The 19,274-nt window shown below is 65.7% G+C and carries 20 protein-coding genes, 1 tRNA gene and 1 pseudogene; 14 read left to right on the plus strand and 8 right to left on the minus strand.

Annotated features, from left to right (window positions below):
- Positions 1-43: 43 nt before the first annotated feature.
- Positions 44-1,768 (minus strand): amidohydrolase, encoded by a 1,725-nt coding sequence (locus MOQ72_RS25010; protein WP_242188064.1) that lies wholly within the window; start codon positions 1,766-1,768, stop codon positions 44-46.
- Positions 1,769-1,949: 181 nt separating this feature from the next.
- Positions 1,950-2,900, minus strand: a complete 951-nt coding sequence (locus tag MOQ72_RS25015; protein WP_242188065.1) for a lactate/malate family dehydrogenase — start codon at positions 2,898-2,900, stop codon at positions 1,950-1,952.
- 360 nt (positions 2,901-3,260) lie between these two features.
- Here MOQ72_RS25015 and MOQ72_RS25020 point away from each other — a divergent pair, with 360 nt between their 5' ends.
- Positions 3,261-3,551 (plus strand): hypothetical protein, encoded by a 291-nt coding sequence (locus tag MOQ72_RS25020; protein WP_242188066.1) that lies wholly within the window; start codon positions 3,261-3,263, stop codon positions 3,549-3,551.
- Positions 3,552-3,617: 66 nt separating this feature from the next.
- On the opposite strand, the gene MOQ72_RS25025 is transcribed toward MOQ72_RS25020, so the two are convergent.
- A complete protein-coding gene (locus tag MOQ72_RS25025) occupies positions 3,618-5,090 on the minus strand; it encodes a S10 family peptidase (protein WP_242188067.1) in 1,473 nt (490 codons plus the stop codon).
- A gap of 49 nt (positions 5,091-5,139) precedes the next feature.
- On the opposite strand from MOQ72_RS25025, the gene MOQ72_RS25030 reads away from it, so the two are divergent.
- From MOQ72_RS25030 to MOQ72_RS25045, 4 genes are all read left to right on the plus strand, one after another.
- Positions 5,140-5,931, plus strand: coding sequence for a uracil-DNA glycosylase (locus tag MOQ72_RS25030; RefSeq protein ID WP_308197952.1), 792 nt, complete (start codon positions 5,140-5,142; stop codon positions 5,929-5,931).
- A gap of 40 nt (positions 5,932-5,971) precedes the next feature.
- Positions 5,972-7,075, plus strand: a complete 1,104-nt coding sequence (locus tag MOQ72_RS25035) for a GntR family transcriptional regulator (RefSeq protein WP_242188068.1) — start codon at positions 5,972-5,974, stop codon at positions 7,073-7,075.
- The gene (locus tag MOQ72_RS25040; protein ID WP_242188069.1) at positions 7,072-7,893 is read left to right on the plus strand and encodes a hypothetical protein; all 822 of its coding nucleotides are present in this window, start codon (positions 7,072-7,074) and stop codon (positions 7,891-7,893) included. The genes MOQ72_RS25035 and MOQ72_RS25040 overlap by 4 nt, the downstream gene beginning before the upstream one ends.
- 371 nt (positions 7,894-8,264) lie before the next feature.
- Complete coding sequence (locus MOQ72_RS25045; protein WP_242188070.1) at positions 8,265-8,876, plus strand: PIN domain-containing protein; 612 nt, start codon at positions 8,265-8,267, stop codon at positions 8,874-8,876.
- A 114-nt stretch (positions 8,877-8,990) separates the two neighbouring features.
- Here the strand turns inward: MOQ72_RS25045 and MOQ72_RS25050 are convergent, their stop codons facing one another.
- Complete coding sequence (locus MOQ72_RS25050) at positions 8,991-9,638, minus strand: HAD family hydrolase (protein ID WP_242188071.1); 648 nt, start codon at positions 9,636-9,638, stop codon at positions 8,991-8,993.
- Between the two features lie 112 nt (positions 9,639-9,750).
- Between MOQ72_RS25050 and MOQ72_RS45270 the strand changes: the two are divergent.
- Positions 9,751-9,843: pseudogene (locus MOQ72_RS45270) on the plus strand (uracil-DNA glycosylase); the annotation flags it as partial.
- Here the strand turns inward: MOQ72_RS45270 and MOQ72_RS25055 are convergent.
- On the minus strand, positions 9,840-10,262 hold the full coding sequence (locus MOQ72_RS25055; RefSeq protein WP_242188072.1) for a type II toxin-antitoxin system VapC family toxin: 423 nt from the start codon (positions 10,260-10,262) through the stop codon (positions 9,840-9,842). The pseudogene MOQ72_RS45270 and the gene MOQ72_RS25055 overlap by 4 nt on opposite strands.
- The gene (locus MOQ72_RS45700) at positions 10,259-10,504 is read right to left on the minus strand and encodes a FitA-like ribbon-helix-helix domain-containing protein (protein WP_242188073.1); all 246 of its coding nucleotides are present in this window, start codon (positions 10,502-10,504) and stop codon (positions 10,259-10,261) included. Before MOQ72_RS45700 ends, MOQ72_RS25055 begins: the two co-directional genes overlap by 4 nt.
- Positions 10,505-10,694: 190 nt before the next feature.
- Between MOQ72_RS45700 and MOQ72_RS25065 the strand changes: the two genes are divergently transcribed.
- Complete coding sequence (locus MOQ72_RS25065; protein ID WP_242188074.1) at positions 10,695-11,153, plus strand: GNAT family N-acetyltransferase; 459 nt, start codon at positions 10,695-10,697, stop codon at positions 11,151-11,153.
- Positions 11,154-11,455: 302 nt separating this feature from the next.
- Here MOQ72_RS25065 and MOQ72_RS25070 read toward each other — a convergent pair whose 3' ends face one another.
- Both MOQ72_RS25070 and MOQ72_RS25075 read right to left on the minus strand, forming a co-directional pair.
- Positions 11,456-11,929, minus strand: coding sequence for a hypothetical protein (locus tag MOQ72_RS25070; RefSeq protein WP_242188075.1), 474 nt, complete (start codon positions 11,927-11,929; stop codon positions 11,456-11,458).
- 16 nt (positions 11,930-11,945) lie between these two features.
- The gene (locus MOQ72_RS25075) at positions 11,946-13,190 is read right to left on the minus strand and encodes an MFS transporter (RefSeq protein ID WP_242188076.1); all 1,245 of its coding nucleotides are present in this window, start codon (positions 13,188-13,190) and stop codon (positions 11,946-11,948) included.
- 83 nt (positions 13,191-13,273) lie between these two features.
- Between MOQ72_RS25075 and MOQ72_RS25080 the strand changes: the two genes are divergently transcribed.
- From MOQ72_RS25080 to MOQ72_RS25110, 7 genes are all read left to right on the plus strand, one after another.
- On the plus strand, positions 13,274-13,621 hold the full coding sequence (locus MOQ72_RS25080) for an ArsR/SmtB family transcription factor (RefSeq protein ID WP_242188077.1): 348 nt from the start codon (positions 13,274-13,276) through the stop codon (positions 13,619-13,621).
- Positions 13,622-13,943: 322 nt separating this feature from the next.
- Complete coding sequence (locus MOQ72_RS25085; protein WP_242188078.1) at positions 13,944-15,266, plus strand: NAD(P)/FAD-dependent oxidoreductase; 1,323 nt, start codon at positions 13,944-13,946, stop codon at positions 15,264-15,266.
- A gap of 320 nt (positions 15,267-15,586) precedes the next feature.
- A complete protein-coding gene (locus MOQ72_RS25090) occupies positions 15,587-16,714 on the plus strand; it encodes an ATP-grasp domain-containing protein (RefSeq protein ID WP_242188079.1) in 1,128 nt (375 codons plus the stop codon).
- Positions 16,715-16,830: 116 nt separating this feature from the next.
- Positions 16,831-16,907, plus strand: a tRNA-Leu gene (locus tag MOQ72_RS25095).
- 102 nt (positions 16,908-17,009) lie between these two features.
- Positions 17,010-17,399 (plus strand): hypothetical protein, encoded by a 390-nt coding sequence (locus tag MOQ72_RS25100; protein WP_242188080.1) that lies wholly within the window; start codon positions 17,010-17,012, stop codon positions 17,397-17,399.
- Positions 17,362-18,324, plus strand: coding sequence for a tyrosine-type recombinase/integrase (locus MOQ72_RS25105; protein WP_242188081.1), 963 nt, complete (start codon positions 17,362-17,364; stop codon positions 18,322-18,324). Before MOQ72_RS25100 ends, MOQ72_RS25105 begins: the two co-directional genes overlap by 38 nt.
- A 419-nt stretch (positions 18,325-18,743) precedes the next feature.
- Positions 18,744-18,968: an excisionase family DNA-binding protein gene (locus tag MOQ72_RS25110; RefSeq protein ID WP_242188082.1), complete on the plus strand. Its 225-nt coding sequence runs from the start codon at positions 18,744-18,746 to the stop codon at positions 18,966-18,968.
- Positions 18,969-19,274: the final 306 nt, after the last annotated feature.

Below are 19,274 nucleotides of genomic sequence, written 5' to 3' on the forward strand. Positions count from 1 at the left end.
CGCACAGCTATGTCGGAAGGCACCGGTGGGCAGCCAGGTTAGGTCAAGTCAGGGGTTTGAGCTCCGGGCCGAGCGGCGCGAACTTCTCCTGCGCCACCACGCGCGGTGGCGGCCAGGTGATGTTGCGCGGTGGCCAGGACTGCCCGGTGCGCTTGAGGAACCAGTCCGGCGGTTCGTACATCGGTGGCTCGAAGTCCTTCGGCAGCATGCTCTGCCACTCGACGTCCTTGGTGCGCTCGGCGAACTCGTCCTTGAGCGCCTGCAGCCGTTCCGGTTGGGTGAGCAGGTCGATGGCCATCGCCGCGAGGTACTTCGACGCCGCCAGCAGCGCCACGTGCCCCATGTTGGCCGCGGTGGTCGCCGCGAACGCCCAGTTGTGCGTTTTGCAGCCCTGCGGTCCGACCGCGGTGCCCAGGCTGACCGTCGGCACCTGCCAGCTGATGTCCGCGACGTCGGTGGAGCCACCGCCCATGAACACCGGGTTCGGCGGCTCCAACGCGCCGATGCCGGTCGCCACGCCCTTCTGCTCCAAACCCAGCGAAGCCTGGATCGCGCGGGCCAACCGCTGGTCGTCCTCGGTGAACTTGGGTGGGCCGATCTGCAGCATGTTGTCGTAGAGCAGTTCGGCGGCCGACTTCGACGGCAGCTTGTTCCAGCAGGACGCGGTGATCTTGTGCTGCACCTTGGTCTGGCTGGCCTGCGCCGCGGCCTGCGCGCAGGAGACGACCTTGTCGAAGAGCACCTTGACCCGCTCCGGGCTGCCTTCCCGCACGTAGTAGGAGATCTGCGCGATTTCCGGCGTGACGTTCGGTGCGTCCCCGCCCTGGTTGATGACGTAGTGCAGCCGCCCGGACGGTGCCAGGTGTTCCTCGCGCAGGAACTCGGTCATGGTGGCGAGCATGATCGCGGCGTCCAGGGCGCTCTTGTTGCCCAGCGGGATACCGCCGTGCCCGGCGACGCCGAGGAACGTGAACGTCACGGCGGTCATCGCGCAGCTGGTGCCCCAACCGGTCGAGTTGGTGGTGCCGGGGTGCCAGTCGAGGAACGCGTCCAGTCCGTCGTAGATGCCTTCGCGCACCGCGTACGCCTTGCCGATTAGCTGCTCTTCCGCGGTCGAGCCGAAGAACTTGATGGTGCCGCCGATGCCGTTGCGGCGCATGCCCTCGGCGGTCGCCACCGCGGCTCCGGCGGCGGCCGAACCCAACGCGGCGTGCCCGCAACCGTGCCCCGGACCGTAGGACGGGGCGAACGGGTCGTGGTGGTACACGAGCGGATCGTGCTGGCCAGCGCCCTTCTTCTGGGACAGGCCGGGCAGCGCATCGTACTCGCCGCTGAACCCGAGCGTCGGCCCGTTGCCGTTGCCGAACGTGGCGATGAACGCGGTGGGGAAACCCGCCGTGCCCCACTCGATCTGGAATCCGTTGCGGCGCAACAACTCCGCTTCGGCGATCGAGGAATTCCACTCGCGCAGGGAGAGTTCGGCGTGTTCCCAGATCTCGTCGTTGAGCGCGGTGATGTCGCCGCCGTGCGCGTCGATCCAGGACAGCGCGGTCCGCTTCGCCGGAGTGTCCTTGGCAAGGCCCTTCGGCGGGGTGTAGCCGGTGTTGGAGAGGGTTTCGTCCGCCGCGGCGGCCATCGCCGGATCGACCACCGCGGCCAGTCCGGCCGACGTGATCCCTGCGGCGCCGAGGAGTTGGAGGACCTGCCTGCGGCTCAGGTCGCTTTGCGGGGCGCCATGTTCATGGTCGCTGTGGTGCAAGTCGCACACTGCGCGCCTCCCGGTAGGACGGTGAGAGCGTTGCCCGGAAAGCATTCGGTTGAACGTTAGCCAGGGTCAAGAAGTTCAACCCGAACGGACGCGCCCGCAGCCCCGAGTCCGGTCACCCGTCAAATCCGCGAGAAATATTGGATTCGACCGGATGAACGCACATTTCGCGAGATTGCGTTTCCTACGCGGTGCCGATGGCGATGGCGTGGTCGGCGGCCTTGCGCAAGGTGGACGCGCTTTCGGCGAGCGCGGTGCGCTCGTGCGCGTCCATGACCGGTTCAAGCATCTGCTGGACGCCGCCGGAACCGAGCACGCTGGCCAACGACAGCGTGACTTCGTAGCGCGGCGAATAGGCGGCGACGGGCAGCACGGCGCGTTCGTCCCGCAGCACCGCCTCGACCAGGCGAGCGGAAACGGCTCCGATGCCGTACTGGCTGGCGCCGGTGCCCTCGATGATCGTGATGTTCGCGAAGCGGATGCTGTTCTCAATCTCCTCGCGAACGTCGTCTACGGAGTTGGCGTGGCGACCGAGCAGGTCCAGCACCGGGATCCCGCCCACGGCCGCGGACGACCACAGCAGCACTTCGGACGTCCCGTGTTCGCCGACCACCATGGCCTGCACGTCGCGCGGGCGCACGCGGAGCCGGTCGGCCAAGTGGACGCGGAACCGCAGGCTGTCGATCAGCGTGCCGGTGGAGAACACCCGCTGGTGGCCCGCCAACTGCCGGGTGAGGTCGGCGAGCGGGTCCGGCGGGTCGGTGACCACCATCAGCACGGCCTGCGGAGCGACCGCGACCACTTGCGGCACGATGTCGGCGTAGACCTCGGCGTTGGTCTCCAACAGCCGCAACCGTCCGTGCGGATCGCTGCGATCGGTGGCCCCACCGGTCTTCTCGTTGATGCCCGCGGTGATCACGACCAGCGCGGCATCGGCCAAGTCGTCGTAGTCGCTAGCGCGCACGTCGACCGTGGGCGACAGCGGTGTGGCGTAGCGCATGTCGGCAGCGACCCCAGCGGCGCGGTCGGTGTTCCGGTCGACCAGCACGATCTCCCGGCAAGTCCCACCACGCTCGATCAAGGACAGCACCGTCGCGGCCCCAACGGCGCCCACCCCGACCACGGCGACCTTCATCGCCCACCTCCTCGGCCTTCGCGGTGCGCAAAACCAGCCTGGGACAACCGATGTGGAGCACCGCAGAGGAGAAAGTCACACCATCACATGGCACTGAGTGGCTGCGGGGCAACGCCGATTTCGCGCGAAATCGCCACGGGCACACCGCACCTGGTCGGCGCGGGCTGTTGCATCGTACAGAGCCTTAAGGCCCCCAGTGCCGTCCATGGCCGAGCCGTGGATCGGACGTTATCGCAACGGTCTACCACGATCCGACTCGATTGGAATTGTTTTCGTTTCCACCGCGTGTGTCCGCGGCGGGCATTGTTTCGCTATTAAAGCGATCGGGGTCTGGCGATCTTGAATAATTGATCTTCCGGCTTGTCCGGTGCGCAGATCAACAACGCCCCCCAGGACCAGGTCGGCGACTGGGACGGCAACACCCAGGCCCAGGTGGTCGGCCACGGCTCCTCCCCGACGCAGGAGCAGGACCAGGACGAGGTTCAGGTGAGCAAGCCGACCAACGTGAACGTTTCGCCTTCGACCGTGGTTCAGGTGAGTGGTCACGAGCAGGTCGCGGACACTGGTTCGACGCAGATCAACAACGCCCCCCAGGACCAGGAAGGTGACTGGGAGGACAACACCCAGGCCCAGGTGGTCGGCAAGCCCTGACGTCCCGGAATCAGAAACGGGCCCCGCTCCGAGCCGGAGCGGGGCCCGCTCGCTTGGGCGGAGCGACTAAGAACGGTCGCTGGCCACGAAGTCCGCGAGATCGGCGGACTGCTGGATGCGGGACTCCTCGTGGACGTACATCATGTGGCCCGCCGGGTAGTAGCGGACTTCGATGTTCTCCCGCAGTTGATCGGGGATCGGCAGTTGGGCCAGCACGTGCTCGGCCGCGAAGTACGGCGTCGCGCCGTCGGTGTAGCCGCAGGCGACGTGGATCCGCAGGTGCGGGTTGGCCTGGATCGCCGCGCTCAGCTTGTCCACCACCGACACGCTCGCGCCCTCGAATTCCTTGAACGACCAGGGGTGCACCCGGCTGGACAGCGTTTCGTACGGCAGATCGTTGGCGAAGTCGAGTTCCTCGCGCAGGTAGTGGTTGATCGCCGCCGAGTAGGCACCGCGAACGCCCGAGATGCTGGGGTCGTCGGTGAACCGCTCCCCGGCGGCGTCCGGCTCCCAGCCGGTGAACCGGCCGTCCATCCGGCCGACCGTCAGCCGCCGGTCGCGCAGCAGCTCGGTGAAGAACCGCACGTGCTCGATGCGCAGGTTGACGCGGTCGACGTAGTCCTCGGACAGCCCGGACAGCTCGGCGATCCGCCGAACGATGTCCGCCCGCTCGGACGGGCTCAACCGCGCACCGCGCGCCAACGCCCACGGGTAGTCCTCAGCCGCGAACTTCTCGGCCTCGTCGAGGACTTCGCGCAGCGGCCGGTCGCCGTGCTTGCCGTGGTAGTGCGCGATCGCCGCGTACGTCGGCAGGTACAGCGCGTAGGGCAGGTCGTTGCCTTCGGTGAACCGGATCGTCCCCATGTCCAGCACCGACGAGATCAGCAGCAGGCCGTTCGGGTAGAGCCCGTGCCGCGACTGGAGGTGCTCGGCGAGCGCGGCGGCGCGCAGCGTGCCGTAGGACTCACCGGCCAGGTACTTCGGCGACATCCACCGACCGTTGCGGGTGGTCCACAACCTGATCACTTCGCCGATCGACTCGATGTCGCCCTGGTAGCCGTGGAAATCGCCCGGCGTACCGCCCTCGACGGCCCGCGAGTACCCGGTGGACACCGGGTCGATGAACACCAGATCGCTGTGCTTCAGCAGGGTTTCCCGGTTGTCGGCCAGCCCGTAGGGCGGCGGTGCGAGGTCACCGGCATCGCCGGAGAGCACCCGCCGGGGGCCGAGCAGTCCGACGTGCAGCCACACGCTGGAGGAGCCGGGACCACCGTTGAACGCGAACGTCACCGGCCGGGTGCCGGGCGCGGCATCGGCCACGTAGGAGGTCACGAACACCTCGGCCTTGGGCTTGTACCCGTCGAACTTGCCGTCGGTGTGGACCTCTTCGCGCAGCACGATCCGACCGGTCGTGGCGGTGTAGGCCAGCTCGGCACCGTCCACATCGATCGTGTGGTGGGTGCTGACCAGATCGTCCACCGGCTCGGCCGGGGTGGTGGATTCCTGCTTCGCGTCGCCGTTGTCCTCGCTGGCTGCCATGCCGCCAACATTACGTGCCGTCGAACGGGTTTTCTGCCACTTTTTAGAGGTGTCCGACATCACCTCCCGGCTGGTCGCCGACCCGGTCGGCGACCCCGCCACCGCCGCCGCGAACGCGCGCCGACTCACCGACCTCGACGAACTGATCACCCGCTGCACGGCGTGCCCGAGGCTGGTGGCGTGGCGGGAGGAGGTCGCGCGGGTCAAGCGCGCGGCGTTCCGCGACGAGGACTACTGGGGCCGCCCGGTGCCGGGCTTCGGCCCGGCCGACGCGGCGATCGCCATCGTCGGGCTGGCCCCGGCCGCGCACGGCGGGAACCGGACCGGCCGGATGTTCACCGGTGATCGTTCCGGCGACGTGCTTTACCAAGCGCTCTACGACGTCGGCCTGGCGTCGCAACCCGACTCGCGCCACATCGGCGACGGTTTGACGTTGCACCGCACCAGAATCACCGCGCCGGTCCGCTGCGCTCCACCGGCGAACAAACCGACGCCGATGGAACGCGACACCTGCCGCCCCTGGCTCGCCCGCGAACTCGGCATGCTCCGCCCGACGCTGCGAGTGGTGGTGGTGCTCGGCGCATTCGGCTGGCAGGCCCTGATGCCGGTCCTAGCGGACACTGCCTGGCAGGTGCCAAAACCCCGCCCGAAGTTCGGCCACGAAGCCCACGCGGAACTCCCGGCAACTGACGGCGGAAGCGCCCTCCACCTCCTCGCCAGCTACCACGTCAGCCAGCAGAACACCTTCACGGGCAAGCTGACCCCAGAGATGCTGCGGGAAGTGCTGGAACGGGCGAAGGAGCTGGCGGGGGTTGCCCGAACACACACCTCTGGGCGATGAAGCTTGCCGCCAGGTTGTTCCGCAAAATACCCTGTTCCGCATGACGCGGAACAGGGTGCTTTCTGGAACGACTGAGTATGAGCTGATCGAGGAGTTAGAGCAGGCGATCACTCAGGCGCTTCCTCCAGCATGGGACCTGACCGCGGAACACCAGCCGAGGTACGGGGGCTACCGACTCGACGCGGTGTTTCGGATCGAGGCTCCGGACGGCAATCGCGCGACCGTGGTCGCCGAGGTCAAGATGTCGGCCGAGCCGCGAACGGTGCTCTCGTCGGTTGAGCAAATGCGGCACATCGGGTCCACCGTCCCCGGGGATGCGATTGTTGTCGCGGCGCCGTTTATTTCCCCCTTGGCCCGTGGGCATCTTGCTGACGCAGGGTTCGGGTGGTTCGACCTGACAGGCAACATGCGGTTGGCTTTGGATCGGCCGAGTGTGCTCATCCAACGTTACGGGGTTGATCGCAACCCGTTCTCGACCCCGGCGGATCGTCGGCTGAAGTCGCTTCGTGGACCTGGGGCTGCTCGGGTTGTGCGCACCCTGCTGGAGATCGAGCTGCCTGTAGGAGTGCGGGACTTGGCGATGCAAGCTGAAGTTGGTGCTGCAACCAGTGCCCGAGTGGTGGATCTTCTCGATCGGGAAGGGCTGGTTGAACGCGGTGCCGGAAAGGTGATCTCCGAGGTGAGAAGACGTCCCCTCGTGCGCCGGTGGACAGATGATTACGGCCTCACCAGCTCGAACGAGGTTGAACGAGCAGTGGATCCGCGGGGTTTGGCCCATGCTCTTGACGAGCTGAGGACCAGTGAAGATCAATACATCGTCACCGGTTCCGCGGCCGCACGTGCCTACCTACCTGCCGATGTTCTGTCGGTCGCACCGTTGACCACTCTGATTCTTTATGCGGATCAGCCAAGGAAACTGGCGCGGAACATCGGTCTCAGAACAACGGACCGCAGCGCGAATGTCTTACTGGTGCGGCCATTCGACGATGCGCTCGCAAAAGGAAGCCGGGTCGAGGACGGCATTAGGTATGCTGCGGCGCCACAAGTGGTCGCGGATCTGTTGACCGGCCCGGGCCGTTCGACTGAGGAAGCCGAACAGTTGATGAATCTCATGGCGGAAAAAGACCCGAGGTGGACCGAGTGACCGAGCGAACGATCCCGTACGAGTACGTCGTCGCACGATCGGTGCTGCTCGACGCTTTGATCGCCCTGCACGCGCACCTCGACGCGATGGTGCTCGTTGGTGCCCAAGCCGTTTACTTGCACACCGGTGACGCAGACTTGGCGACAGCGCCGACGACGACCGACGCGGACGTGGCGCTTGCGCCGGATCGTCTTGCCGACGAACCGCTGCTCGAAGTGGCTTTGCGCCGAGCCGGATTCGTCCGTGAGGCCCACCCCGGAACCTGGAGAGGGCAGGGTGCGGTCGCTATCGACCTCATGGTTCCGGAGGTGCTCAGCGGTCCGGGGAACAGGGGTGCCCGGCTGTCGGTGCACGGGAAGTGGGCGGCCCGGAGAGCACGGGGGCTTGAACCAGCCCTCATCGACAACGAAACACGGGAGATTCAATCGTTCGCGCGCGGGGACGATCGTCGCGCGCATCTGCGGGTCGCCGGTCCGGCTGCTCTTCTTGTAGCGAAGATCGTCAAGATCGAGGAACGGCGCGCCAAACCGCGACGTCTCAAGCCGAAAGATGGGCTGGACGTACTGCGCCTACTTCGCGTCATCGACATGGGAGAGGTCGCGCTGCGTCTGCAACTGCTTGCAGCCGATGAGATGGCAGGAGAAGTGACCCGGTCCGCGCTCGCCGCGCTACGTGAACATGGCACTCAAGCTGATGGCCCGGTAGCTACGCTTGCGGCCAGCGCCGTGTCCGGAACCGAAGACCCTGACATCACGATCGAGTCGACGGTGTTTCTCGTCGAAGAACTTCTGCAAGCCTGCGACGATCAGCGATGGTGAGTGCTTTTCCGTGAATCCGTTCACTTCTGCCAGCAGAACACCTTCACGGGCAAGCTGACCCCAGAGATGCTGCGGGACGTGCTGGAGCGGGCGAAGGCGCTGGCGGGGCGAGGTGCTGAGCATGGGACCGGGAAGGAACGGTAACGTACCCTGAGTGATTGATCCGCTACCTACTGTCTCGTCGAAGCGGGAACTGCGCGTTGGCGTCTATGTGGACGCCTTCAACGTCTACTACGGCGCACGAGCAGCATGTGGACGCGGAACGGCAGGATGGAGATGGCTGGATCTTGCAGCCCTCGCGAAGGCTTTGATCATTCCGCGTGTCTGGCCGAATGCCCGTCTGGAGACGGTGGTCTATTGCACGGCGCCACGTGACCGTGAAGGTTGACACTTCGCTGCGCGATCAGCAGAACTACATCGGTGCGTTGCGCAGCTACATCCCGGAGCTCGTGGTCGTGAACGGGAAGTACGTCCCTCGCGTGAAAACCGGCGTGCTGATCGAGAGAGCTCAAAACGGGCGTCCGCAGCGCAGGGTGTCGGCCCCTCCCGATGGTCAGCTCCCAGGTTGGTTGCCAGCGGAGGCGGTTGAAGGGCCTAGCGGAAATCCGGAGCTGCTGGTTTCAGTGAGCACGTTCGAGGAGAAGGGCTCCGACGTCAATGTGGCCTCGCATCTGCTTATTGATGTCCTGTCTGGGCGCGTGGACGCGGCTATGGTGTTCTCGAACGACAGTGATCTGCACTACCCATTGCAGCACGCACGGTTGCATGTGCCGGTCGCGACGATCAACCCGAGTGTCAAGGCCACCGCAATGGATCTTCGAGGAAACCGCGACGATGGGGCCGGAGACCATTGGTGGCGGAGGTTGCGTCCCGAGGACTTCTTCAAGAACCAACTTCCGGACCCGGTCGGCCCGTATGCCAAACCGTTCGGTTGGCGACGCTCTCCCGCTGAGTTGACGCCGTCGGCCTTGACGGTATGGTGATCGCCATACCACCCGGTTCTCTCGGTTGCGAGGGGCCGGGTCTTTTTCGTCTGGACTGATGGCGCCTTGAAACGGTGCCGGTGCCCGCGTGCCGAGCTCGGCCGACGCCCCGAATCAATCCGTGATGGCCAGCAGCAAGCCATCGGACGATGGCTTCAGGGTGCATGCGGTCAGGTCGTGGATGACAGCATCTGCCGCAGACAGGTCCGAGACGTTGTGGGTAGTGGCCACCGCGAGCGTGGAAGCTCCCGCAGCCTGGCCGGCATGGATGCCCGCTGGCGCGTCCTCGATGACCAGGCACCGGGCGATGTCGTAACCGAGCGCGGCCGCAGCCTTGAGGTAGCCCTCCGGATCGGGCTTGCCGACGCTGACATCGTCCGCTGAAACCAACACTCGTGGAATGGGCAGACCGGCGGTCGCCAGGCGAGCTTGCATCAGGGAGCGAGATCCCGAGGTCACCGCAGCCCAGCGATCAGCGGGGAGAGCCTGAAGCAGCGTTTGCGTGGCGGGCAGGGCGATCACATCGTCAAGGTCTGTCAGCTCCAGTTGCTCCAACTCTGCCGTGGCTGCCGGGCACTGCTCGCTCGGTAGGAACAACGCAACGGTGTCTTCGGTCCGCCGACCGTGGCACACGCGGAGGATTTCCTCAGCGTCTATTCCGTGTTTCGCAGCCCAGCGCTGCCAGGTTCGGACGACGGCGCCAGTGGAATCAACCAGGGTGCCGTCGATGTCGAACAGGACGGCCTCGGCTTGGAATCGCATGGCCAACACGCTAGGTCACCAAGCTGATGCACGTGATCGACGAACCCGATCGGAGCACGAGGTAGCACGCCTGTGTGTGCGAAGTCCTTGGTTAGATCTCCGTAAATCCGTTCACTTCTGCCAGCAGAACACCTTCACGGGCAAGCTGACCCCGCAGATGCTCCGCGGAGTGCTGGAGCGGGCGAAGGCGCTGGCGGGGAATTAACGCGCGTGCCAGGGATTTACGAGTTCGATGCCCGTCTCTTCGAAATCCTTGGTGTTGCGAGTGGCCAGCGTTGCTTGGCGTGCACGGCAGATCGCTGCGATCTGAGCATCAGCGGCGCTGATGGGAAGTCCGAGCTTCTCGCGTTCGCCGACCACGACGGCGTACTGAGCGGCAGCAGGCGCGTCGAAGGGCTCGACCCGCCCGTGGAAATCGTCGTTGACCAGCGCGTGAACCGCTGCGGTCAGCGACGATTTCCGGTGTCCGTCAGGCAGTCGTGTCACGCCGTACAGCAGTTCGGCGGCCGTGATCGCTGTCGTTGCGACCTCTGCCGCGGGGAGCGAGTCAAGCCACGCCAGTACGTCGGCGTCCGGCGCCTGGCGGGCGACCTCGGATAGGACGTTGGTGTCGAGAATGATCACGAGTCAAAATCCGCCGCACGAGGAGGTTCGCTACGAGTGGGGAGTTCGAGTTCGGGCTCGCTGAGGTTCGCGAACCGGGCGTGGATGCGGCTGCCCAGACCACGGGTGGGCGGGGGTGGTGCCACAGCTGCTCGCAAGATCGCCCGGACCTCGGCTTCCATCGAGTGCCCGTGTTGCGCCGCCTGGACACGGAGTCGTGCGTGTGTCTCGTCGTCCAGACCGCGAATCGTCAAGGTCGACATCGTGACCACCTCCTCCCAGTGCTGTCGTTGACTGCAATGCTAGCATCTGTGTTGGCCTGCGCGTAGCCCGCCGAAACCATGGCGATCTTCCGGGGATACTGGCCGTCAACGCACCCACCTGGTCTAGTCCGCGCCGGTGCCACCTTCCGCGATGGGCGACTCGTCGAACGGCACCGCAGGAGGCCGCTGCGTGACTACCGTCGGGCTGCGACCTGCGACACCAGCTGACAGCGGACTCTGCTATGAGTTGCACCGCGCCGCCATGCGTGGCTACGTCGAGGCGATCTGGGGCTGGGACGAGGCCGCGCAACGCGATTACCACCAACGCAGCTTCGACCCCACCTGCACCCGGATCATCACGATTGACGGCCGCGACGGCGGGGTGCTGATCGTGGACTACCGGCCAGCCGAGATCTACTTGGGACGCATCGAACTGCATCCCGATTACCAAGGCCGAGGCATCGGCGGCCACCTCATCCAGCAACTCCTTCACGAAGCCGCCACCCGCCACCAACCCCTGATCCTCGACGTGCTGACCGTTAACCCGCGCGCCTACCAGCTGTACCGGCGCCTCGGCTTCCAGGAGGTCGGCCGATATGGGGAGAACAGCATCAAGATCAGAATGAGGGCCGAACCTGCCCGTCCGTGAGTCGGCGCACGAGTCCAGCGACCTTCGCCGTAGTCGAGCCCTAGCTGCGTTTGAGGCTTCGGGTGACTCCGGCAGCGACCGTGGTGGCGAGGATCCAGCCCGTCGCGACGAGCGAGTACGTCAGCCACTGGCCCCGACAGCAGGTCTCGGAGGCAAGCGGGATGGGAAGCCGTCGCGGTAGAGACCGCCCCGCAGCTCCGTGAATCCGTTCACGTCAGCCAGCGGAACGTCCGCACCGGCCATGCTCTGCGGCGCAGACCACGTGCGTCCTTGCGCTGCGTGAACGCGATGCTTGCACGACGTCAATGCGATGACTGCTGCGCGATTCTGGCGGCGTGGCCGGGTACGTGTTGGGTGGCGCGCAAGTGGATCAGTTCGCTCCAGGGGAGTTGTTGGTCGGGGACCGGGTGGCCGTCACGGTCGACGATGCTCAGCCGCACCGGGGTGTCGGCGGCGTGCTCGGGGACGGCCTGGACCGTGGCGATGAGATCGGCCGCGTTGCGGCGTACGAGGTCGACGCGTTCCTGGGGAGACGTCGCGCCGATCAGCGCATCGATGGCCTTGGCGTTCATGGCTTCGCGATTGTCGACGACGGCGGGGACGCCGGTTAGAACGTCGCGTGCCGCAGCGGCGAGAATGCGGTCGCTGAGCGCGAGGTGGGCCGTCGTCCAGTCGATCAATGACCGAGCATCCTCGGACAATCGGGTCGAGTCGATGATCGCTTCGGCGTTGTGGATCAGGTCGCGGTAGGCGGCATCGAGGCTGCTGGTGTCCATCAGATCTCCAGGTGGTTCAGTTGGCGTCGGTCCGGGACTGGTTGTGGTGGCGTGCGAGGACGATGAGCACCACCAGGCACAGCAAGGCGACGAGCACCGCGAAGTACTGCACGGCCGGTAGCAAGCCGAGCGACGTGGCGAGGAAACCGACGCCGATCACGGGCAGTCCGACCCCGAGGTAGATGGCGACGAAGAAGCTGGACAGCACGTCGGCGTGGCGATCGGCGGGCGCGGCCTGGTTGACCGCGGTGAGGCCACCGAGGAACGCGACGCCCTGACCGACTCCGGCGATAACCGTCGCGACCAGCAGCAGAACCAGCGAGCTCGCACCGCCCGCGACAGCGAGCAGCACCAGTCCCGCCGCCAGCAGCGGAAGGCCGATGAGCTCAAGGGTTCGTGCATTTCCGCCGTAGCCGACGAGCTGGGCCACTGCGGAGCTGGCCAGCATCAACGTCACCGCAGCGCCACCCAGCAGCAGGTTGTCGCTTCCCGACAGCGTGGTGACGTAGGTCGGGATGAGGGTGAGGAACAGTCCGATCACGGCGAAGGCGAGGAAACTGGCCGTGCCGCTGGTCGCGAACACGCCCCGGACGGCGGTTGGTAGCTGGGGGCGACGCGGTTTCCACCGCGTGGCCGGGCCTTCCGTCGGCAACGCGGCGATCGCTGCCGCCGCTGGCACCAGCAACACGATCTCCACCGCGAACGGCAGCACATGTGGTGCCGGGGCGTATTGGGCGAGCAGGCCAGCCAACACCGGGCCCAGGCCGAGCCCGCTCACCGAGGCCACTGTGGACACCAGTGCTGCTCTGCGCCGGTTGCCGTTGGGTTCGAGTTCGGTCAACACCGCGGTCAACGTGCCCGACGCGGTACCGATTGCGAGGCCCTGGAAGACGCGGGCGATGAACAGCCAGGCGGTTCCGGCTGCGAGGGCGAAGGTCAGCGACCCGAGGACGGCCACCCCGATGGCCGGTAGCAGCACCCGACGCCGCCCGACCGCGTCCGATAACGGCCCGGCAACCAGCAGCGACGGGATCAGCGCTGCCACGTACACGGCGAAGATCAACGTCACCACCAGCGGTGAGAACCCGAAGAGCTGCTGGTAGCCGTGGTACAGCGGGGTGGGCAGGTTCGTTCCGGTCAACAGGATCACGAGCGTGTAAGCGCAGGCCCAGAACTTCCAGCGGCTGCCCGGTGTGGGCCGCCCGCCGGGATCGTGGCCGCTTTCCAGGTGGTGATCCGCGGTGACACGTTTTGGCGCCATGTGCCCTCCAAGATTTCATGTTCGACTTTTCCGAACATAACACATGTTCGGAAAAGTCGAACATGGTTGGCTATCATGGGCGCATGGCAAGCCGTACCGCGACTGAACTGGTTCATCCCGCGCGCGACGAGCTGCGGTTCACCGACGTGATGGCCGCGCTCAGCGATCCGGTGCGCCTGGCGATCGTCGCCCGGCTCGCCGAAGTCGAACCCGAAGGCGAACTGGCCTGCGCGACCTTTGCCCTACCGGTCAGCAAGTCCACCCAGAGCGGCCATTTCAAGGTCCTCCGAGAAGCCGGAGTGATCCAACAGCGGGACGAGGGCACCAGGCGGCTGAACCGGCTGCGCCGAGCCGACCTCGACAACCGCTTCCCTGGCCTGCTGACCCTCGCCATCCCCCAAGGCTGCGCAGTACTCGCCGACTGGTCATGAGGGACCAGCCGAGGACCTCGACTGGTCACGGGCCGTAAGTGTGGCGGATCGCGTCGAACCCGGCTCTTGCCGGTCCATGCGCGGAGAAATCACGCGCATTCGGGCATTGGGGCGCAAGATTCGGTAGGGTGGCGGGAACCAGCCTTCATGACACCTCGGTGATGTCATTTTGATGTCGCCGCCCGGCGCCCCGATTGGGCGTACACCAGCCGCGCTTGAGTGTGCACAGCGCGTTGATCGTGATCGACGACACCAGCGACTGGCGTCACATTAGAGGGGGTCAGCGCAGCGCGAACACGGACCGTGATGCGACCATGAGCGCATGGCTGGTAAATCCGATCCCACGCGGATTCTCATCCTCGGCGGCGGTTACGTCGGCATGTACACGGCACTTCAGCTGCAGAAGAAGCTGGGGCGCCGGGAAGCCTCCGTGACGGTCGTCGATCCTCAGCCGCACATGACCTACCAACCCTTCCTACCGGAAGCGGCCGCGGGTTCGGTGGAACCCCGCCACGTGGTAGCGCCACTGCGACGAGTGTTGAAGCGGTGCCATGTGATCACCGCTGCTGTCACCGAGATCAAGCACGACGAGAAGCTCGTCACGGTCGAGAACCCGCAGTCCGGCCCCGAAACCCTCGCCTACGACGTGCTGGTCGTGGCGCTCGGCTCGGTGTCGCGGCTGCTGCCGATCCCCGGCCTCGCCGAGAAGGGCATCGGGCTCAAGACCGTCGGCGAAGCGACCTACCTGCGCAACCACGTGCTGGCCAAGATGGACGCCGCGGCCAACACCGACGACGAGGCGCTGCGCAAGCGGCTGCTGACCTTCACCTTCGTCGGCGGCGGGTTCGCCGGTGTCGAGGCGCTCGCCGAGTTGGAGGACATGGCCCGCTACGCGAGCCGCGACTACCCGACCGTCGACCCCGACGACATGTCCTGGACGCTCGTCGAGGCCGCGGGCCGCGTGATGCCCGAGGTCAGCGAGAAGATGGGCGTCTACGTCGTCAAGGCGCTCGAAGAGCGGGGCATCAAGGTCTACCTGAACACCTTCCTGAAGTCCGTGGAGGGCGGCCACGCCGTGCTTTCGGACGGCACCGAATTCGACACCGACACGCTGGTGTGGAACGCGGGCGTGAAGGCCAATCCGGTGTTGAAGAACAGCGATCTTCCGCTGGACGAGCGGGGCCGGGTGAAGGCCACCGCGCACCTGCAGGTCGAGGGTCTGCCGGAGGTGTGGGCGGCCGGTGACTGCGCTGCCGTCCCGGACCTGTCCAAGACCGACGAGACCCCTGGTGCCACCTGCGCGCCGTCCGCGCAGCACGCGGTGCGCCAGGCCAACCAGCTGGCCAGGAACCTGCTGGCCGCGCTGCGCGGCAGGCCGACCAGGGAGTACCGGCACGCCTACGCCGGTTCGGTGGCTGGCATGGGGCTGTACAAGGGCGTCGCCGACGTCTACGGCTTCAAGGCCAAGGGCTTCATCGCCTGGTTCATGCACCGCACCTACCACGTGAGCCGGATGCCCACCTTCAACCGCAAGTTGCGGATCATCATCGACTGGACGCTGGCCTTCCTGTTCAAGCGCGAAGCGGTGTCGATGGGGCAGATCGAGAATCCGCGGGCCGCCTTCGAGCGGGCCGCCGCGAGCTGAGACCAACGCGACACTCGGGCACTCGCAGCGACGAAGCCGCGTGCCATCCCAGGCACGCGGCTTACCCATCTCCAAAGTCGTGCTCCGTGCGGGGTATGTGGAGGCCGGCTATCCTTGACAATCCGTAGTGGGAAATCGAAGACTGTGTCAGGGTCTTCACCTGAAAGGATGCGTCGTACGGGGGAAGGGGTGAATCCCTTGACGCTGAAGGAGCTCGCCGCACTGCTGCGCAGTGGTGCGGTCGAGGAAGGTCCGCTCGCGGACTTCGCAGTGGACTACCAAGAGGCATCTCGGGTTTTCCGGAAGAAGGACGACTGACCATGGAATCGGCCGAGGGGCGGCCCGTTGACCTCGGGAAACCGTCCGGGCCGTCGCTCCGGCCCACGCCGATGCTGCTGCAGGGCCAGGACTACTTCTTCCGATCGCCGGACACCTCGCTGGACTTCCAGGAGCGGATGTTTCGGGCGGACTTGGTCGCCGACGAGCCAGGCGATCCGATGCCGTGCGTGCTGGTGCTCGCCCGCGCGGCCGACATGGAGATGAACGAGCTGTCGCTGGCGCTCGCCGAGCACGACATCCGCATGGTGCGCATCGACGCCGATCGCTGCCAGGACCTCGCGCTCACCATCTACACCGACACGCCGCTGATCGAGTTCCAGCACTGGCTGTTGCGGCCGGTCCTGGTGTGGCGGCGGCACTTCGACATCACCGCGCTCCCGGTCGACCCGACCACGGTGCACGGCGCCTACGTTCGCGAGCAGTGGCAGGCGGTGGCGAACTGGCTGGCCTGCCGCGACGACTGGGAACAGGTCAACTCGGTGCGCACCAGCGAACACCTCGACCGGCTGACGCAATTGCAGGGCGCCACCGAGGTCGGCCTGCGCGTGCCGCGAACCGCGGTGACCACCATGCCCGGCCGAAGCCGTCCGGGCGGCGGCCGGTGCATCGTCAAGACGGCCGGGCACCACCTGCTCGAACCCGAGCCCGGCGCGCTTCGCGGGCTGTTCCCGCAGCCACTGGACATCCGGCGCACCGGAGAGGCGCGCGAACCGGCCCCGGTGCTGGTCCAGCAGTACCTCGACGCGGACCAGGAACTGCGCGTGTTCGTGGTCGGCGACCAGGCGATCGGCTACCGGGTGCAGAAGCTGGACCCGGCGCAGCTGTGGGTCGACCCGGAATCCGTCGTGGTGGAACCTGCTGAAATCCCCGAAGACCTGGTCGAACGGTTGCTGGCGCTGTGTCGGCGCTGGCGGCTGGACATCGCTGGCTTCGACTTACTCGGGGTCGGCGACGACTGGGTGTTCCTGGAAGTGAACGTCAACTGCGACTGGCGCTGGTTCGAACACCGCGCCGACTGCACGGAGGTCTCCACAGCGGTGCACGCCTGGGTGCGAAACCGCTTCGAGAAGCTGTCGGCGTCGGCGGCAGGTGGATGGGGCTGCTGGTGACCGCGCGATCAACACGGTGCTGCGGCACCGTATGGAGGATCCGCGGAACCGAGCGAAGCGCCGATACGTCATAGGCAATGCGGTCGGTGCCACGTCGAGGAACGGAAAGCTGACCAGCCCCCGTAGCCCAACTGGCAGAGGCAGACGACTTAAAATCGTCCAAGTGTCGGTTCGAACCCGACCGGGGGCACCAATCCCCGCAGGTCAACGACTTGCAGGTGGCGTTTCGGGTCTTGCGTAGTATCGATAGCCCAGCGCTTATCCAGCGGTTTGGGCCAGCGCAAGGGAGTTGAACATGCCTCGACCACCTCTTCCGATCGGCTCTCACGGCACCATCGGGACCCAGAAGGATAGCGACGGCACGTGGCGGGCCTTCGCTCGGTTCCGCTTTTTCGACGGTCAGACCCGGCAGATCGAGCGCTCCGGCTCGACGAAGCGGCAGGCCATCAAGCGGTTGAAGGACCGGATCAAGGAGCTGCAGGGGTCCAAGGCCCGGTTGACTGTCGATTCCAAGTTCCGTGATGTGGCCGACCTATGGCTCGCCAAGGTGGCGAAGCGTCGGGCGGCAACCACCCACAACACCTACCGGCTGACCCTGAAGAACGTCGTCCTCGACCGCATCGGTGATTTGCGGCTCCGGGAAGTGGATGTTCCCGCTCCTCGAAGATTTCTTCGAGGAGCTTGAGGAGGAAGAGTTCTCAGCGAACTACCGTCGCTCGGTCCGGACGACCATCCGGGGCACGCTCCAGGTCGCTGTTCGCCGTGGGCTGCTGGACAGCAATCCCGTTCGCGAGGTGAGCCCGATCGAAGGAGGGCCGCGGAAGGTTCGCGCGCTCACCGCCCGCGAGAGGCTTCGGCTCCTGGCGAGCGTGGACACGTTCGTTTCTGAAAGCCGCTACTACGCCGGCTCGGATCTTCCGGACCTGATCCGGTTCCTTCTCGGGACCGGTGTCCGCATCGGCGAGGCGCTGGCGGTGCGGTGGAAGGATGTCAATCTCGGCGATGAGCCCGTGGACGTTGACGGTGTCGAGATCCCGTCACGCTCCGTCTGGATCAACGGGAACATCGTCAATGTCATAGGCAAGGGCTTGGTCCGGCACCCAGGGAAAACGGAGAACGCTGAGCGGTTCATCGCCCTCCCTGAGTTTGTTATGACGATGCTCACGGTCCGCCTGTTGACCGTGTGGAGCGCGGCGAAAAGCGCAGAACTCAGCGTCGAGCCCGCCGCCGTGCTGGAGCAACTGAGCGACGCCGGACACCTCACAACGACATCAGGTGACACTGTGCGCATTGTGGGCGGCCACGAGTCGATGCCCAGCGTCCTCGACGAGCCCGCTTTCCCGTCAAGGACGCTGGGCTGGAAGAACCCGAACAACGTGCGTCGGAGCTGGCGGATCGTTCGCGAAGCGATCGGCGTCGAGTGGGTGACGCCGCACGTATTTCGCAAGACAGCCGCCACGATCCTCGACGATGAGAAGCTCACGGCCCGGCAGATCGCTGACATCCTAGGCCACGCCAGGCCCTCGACGACCATGGATCACTACCTGGGGCGAGGCACGGTGAACGAGGCAGCGGCAGCAGTGCTCAACGCGGCCTTCGGCGCACCCTGAGACTTGGGCAGTGGGGTCTTGCCCTCGACTGGCACGCCCAGTCGAGGGCAAGATCAGCGAGGGACTGGGCGATCGTAGAATTTTTCAGCCGTGCCCTTTCGTGAGCCCGCACGCTGGTACGCCGCGCAAGCCATTTGAATTGAGCGTTCGGCTGCCTAACTCGCAGCCTCGGGCAGGCGAGAACGAGGCCATCGGGCGTTCAAGGCTCGGTCTGTTCGAGTGAGATCGACAGGAAGCGATGGACCTCTGACCTGTTCCGACCGTTGGGCTGAGTCGCTTGGTTGGCCGTGTCGTTGGGTATGACACGGGATTGGCCACTTTGGACACAGGAAACGTCTGTTCGGAATGGATTCTTTGGGTAATTGTGGACAGGTGGCAGAACTCGTCGCGATGAAGAGTGACATGGTGGGTGATGGTGTATGACTGAGGTCATTCAGAATCCCAGCGACGCTGGGTGTCGTGCTGTGACGGTTGCCGGTGCGGCAGAACAGCTTTGCCTTTCCGCATGGCAGGTCCGCAAGCTGATCAAGGATGGCAAGCTGCGTGCGCGCAATACCGGCAAGGCGTACATCATCCCGGTTGCTGCGATCAACGAATTTCTCGCTGGCTCGGACGATCCCATACGGCACCCAGATTCGATATGACCGCCTCATGCTGGGCACGCCGACAGGATCGGACGGCATCGTCGGAGTGTGCTTTGGGAGTCGTTCTGTTGCGACGATGTCACGGCAAATCCACGCCGGACCAATGCAGTTGGGCGCAGGATCACGGCTCTCGAGAGGAAGTTCACCGAACCCCGTATCGAAGAGGTCCGAACTCTTCCGTTATGGCGTGACCTCGTCGCGGCCGATGAGGTTACATGGGCGACGAATGTGTCGGCGGCACGTGAATACTGACCCCGGCGTGGCATCCGAATTTTGACCCCTTTGTCCGGTGACCCTGGTTGTGAG

The sequence above is a fragment of the Saccharopolyspora soli genome (genome assembly GCF_022678645.1).
Lineage (GTDB): Bacteria > Actinomycetota > Actinomycetes > Mycobacteriales > Pseudonocardiaceae > Saccharopolyspora > Saccharopolyspora soli.